This is a genomic window from Pelatocladus sp. (assembly GCF_059505505.1).
The window spans coordinates 1-2,349 of sequence record NZ_JCACKS010000193.1; the positions used below are offsets into that span (position 1 = coordinate 1).

A 2,349-nucleotide genomic window follows, 5' to 3' on the forward strand; every position below is an offset into this window, starting at 1 on the left:
GTGGAAATTAAACCTGATGACCACCAAGCTTGGAACAACCGGGGGAATGCGCTGGATGATTTGGGACGCTACGAAGAAGCGATCGCATCCTACGATCAAGCTGTGGAAATTAAACCTGATGACCACCAAGCTTGGTACAACAAAGCTTGCTGCTATGCTTTGCAAAGAAATATTGAACAAGCAATTGAATACTTGCGAGAAGCAATTAATTTAAATCCCGAATATCGAGAAATGGCAAAAACCGATTCTGATTTTGATGGTATTCGCGAAGATGAGCGATTTCAGGAGTTAATTCAACGGGAGGAATTATGAATCTTGAATTTTTGCAAAAAGTTTATCAATCTTGCTGAATGATCGGACAAATTCTATCTTCCGGCTTTGTTGAGACACTGTGCCACTCTGAAAGTAATTCTTGGAGTTCGCCTCGTAAAGTCAACAATTGCTCAATTTGATAGTCGATATGGGAAATTTTATCTTGTAATTTGTGTTGAATTTCATCACAGGCGGGTTTACCACCGTCGTAGACTTGGAGGATTTCGCTAATTTCTTGCAAACTCAAACCAAGACTTTGAGCGCGTTTAATAAACGACAAACGTTTGAGGACATCCAAGGAAAACTGTCGGAAACCTCCCTCTGTGCGTCCTGATGACTGGATAAGACCAAAGCTTTCATAATAGCGAATAGTTCTAATGGGAACTCCGCTTAAAGCTGTTACCTGACCAATTAACAGCATATTCTTTCTAATTTTTATACAGCTTTATTACTAATTTACATAATTTATGTATCTATAGCAATCCGATTTGATTAATGAATTTACTCGTGGAGGCAGGCAATAGGCAATAGGCAATAGGCAATAGGGAAAGAAAGAAAAAAAGGAAGCTAGATGTGTACTGAGTTTTGTTCAAAAATCAAATAGGAATCCTATATCGACAATCATATTTACATTTTTTGTGGTTATTTATATTGGTGGCTAAAACTAGATCAACAATATGATTGTTTGATTATTGAAAAATATATTGACAGAATAAGTTATAGAAAAAGAAGTGGCAGAGCCACTTCTAAGTAATTCCCAGGTAGAACCTGAAAAATAGTATAACGGTCATAATAAATATAAATAGTATAAAGTAACACTTATTAACTTATATGTTAGTTTTTGTTACTTTTACAAGTACAAAAAATAACAAATAAGACATATATAATGGCGTTTTTTCTTGATAAACTTGTTTTTATCTATGCTAAAAATAGACACTGAGAACTAGAAGCTATAGCAATCTGTGTAGGAATTATGAAAATTGCACAGACCCAGATCCCCGACTTCACAGAGGAAATCGGGGATCTTGTTGTTCATGAATGATTTAGGAATGCTATAGAAGCTTCTCAAATAGGGGATCAAATAAAAATTGTAAATAAAAAGCAGAGATTACCCTCGTCAAGAGCTAGCTTGACACATCTAAAATTCGACATTAGTGCATGACTAAATTTTAGTCCTCTTATGGATTTGATAAACATCAAAAAGTGATTAAAAAAAGCTTACAAATTAGTTGTATTGATACTAAAATGGGTTTTTATGTAAATTTTGGTTGTTTATTTTTAGCAATCATGAACTTTGTTTTAGAAAGCTAATAATTATTGATATATAAACTGACAGAACTCTTATGCACCGAAGAGTTTCTCAATCCAAAATCTATAGACGCGATCGCTGCTTCAAGGAAGAGTAATCCAAAATCCAAAATGGAATTAGGAAGTGCGATCGCATTCTGCAACCCTATCTTGATTGATAAAATTTGCTATCAGGTGGAAAAATAAAGATTTCCTTTCCTATTTGGACTGCTTTACGATGTATGGCGATCGCATCTACTAAACTACAAAATGTTATGGGAATCCATCTATCTTTATAAAACGAAATCAGGACTTTGCTAGCTGCATACTCTCCTAATGGCAAGGGATTTTTGTAAGGCGACATCATAACTAGGTGTTTATCAAACGAGTTTTACAAATCTTAAATTTAGGTAAATTATGACAAATTTCCTCTAGGTCTCCTTCGTTCCAGAGATAGACAAGTAAATATACTTAATGTTTTCTTTATAATTTTAGGACTTGTGTTTGCTGTCTTGCAGGGTTAGCGATCGCCGAAATGATTTTTGAGTTCGCCGAAATGATTTTTGGGTTCGCCGAAATGATTTTTGAGTTCGCCGAAATGATTTTTGGGTTCGCCGAAATGATTTTTGAGTTCGCCGAAATGATTTTTGGGTTCGCCGAAATGATTTTTGAGTTCGCCGAAATGATTTTTGGGTTCGCCGAAATGATTTTTGAGTTCGCCGAAATGATTTTTGGGTTCGCCGAAATGAT

At 35.2% G+C, this 2,349-nt stretch carries 4 protein-coding genes; 1 reads left to right on the top strand and 3 read right to left on the bottom strand.

The genetic code is table 11. The features are described 5' to 3' along the window. The coding region (locus AC5JMK_RS14970; RefSeq protein WP_495910451.1) for a TPR end-of-group domain-containing protein at window positions 1–312 on the top strand (312 nt) is incomplete at its 5' end. Window positions 313–337: 25 nt separating this feature from the next. On the opposite strand, the gene AC5JMK_RS14975 is transcribed toward AC5JMK_RS14970, so the two are convergent. From AC5JMK_RS14975 to AC5JMK_RS14985, 3 genes are all read right to left on the bottom strand, one after another. Next, complete coding sequence (locus AC5JMK_RS14975; protein ID WP_096677952.1) at window positions 338–733, bottom strand: heavy metal-responsive transcriptional regulator; 396 nt, start codon at window positions 731–733, stop codon at window positions 338–340. Window positions 734–1,765: 1,032 nt separating this feature from the next. Then, a complete protein-coding gene (locus tag AC5JMK_RS14980) occupies window positions 1,766–1,966 on the bottom strand; it encodes a hypothetical protein (RefSeq protein WP_495910452.1) in 201 nt (66 codons plus the stop codon). A 116-nt stretch (window positions 1,967–2,082) separates the two neighbouring features. Beyond that, window positions 2,083–2,349, bottom strand: a complete 267-nt coding sequence (locus tag AC5JMK_RS14985) for a hypothetical protein (RefSeq protein ID WP_495910453.1) — start codon at window positions 2,347–2,349, stop codon at window positions 2,083–2,085.

Coding starts and splice junctions, on each gene's coding strand:
- AC5JMK_RS14975 (WP_096677952.1), bottom strand. CDS start 733: ATGCTGTTAATTGGTCAGGTAACAGCTTTAAGCGGAGTTCCCATTAGA.
- AC5JMK_RS14980 (WP_495910452.1), bottom strand. CDS start 1,966: ATGATGTCGCCTTACAAAAATCCCTTGCCATTAGGAGAGTATGCAGCT.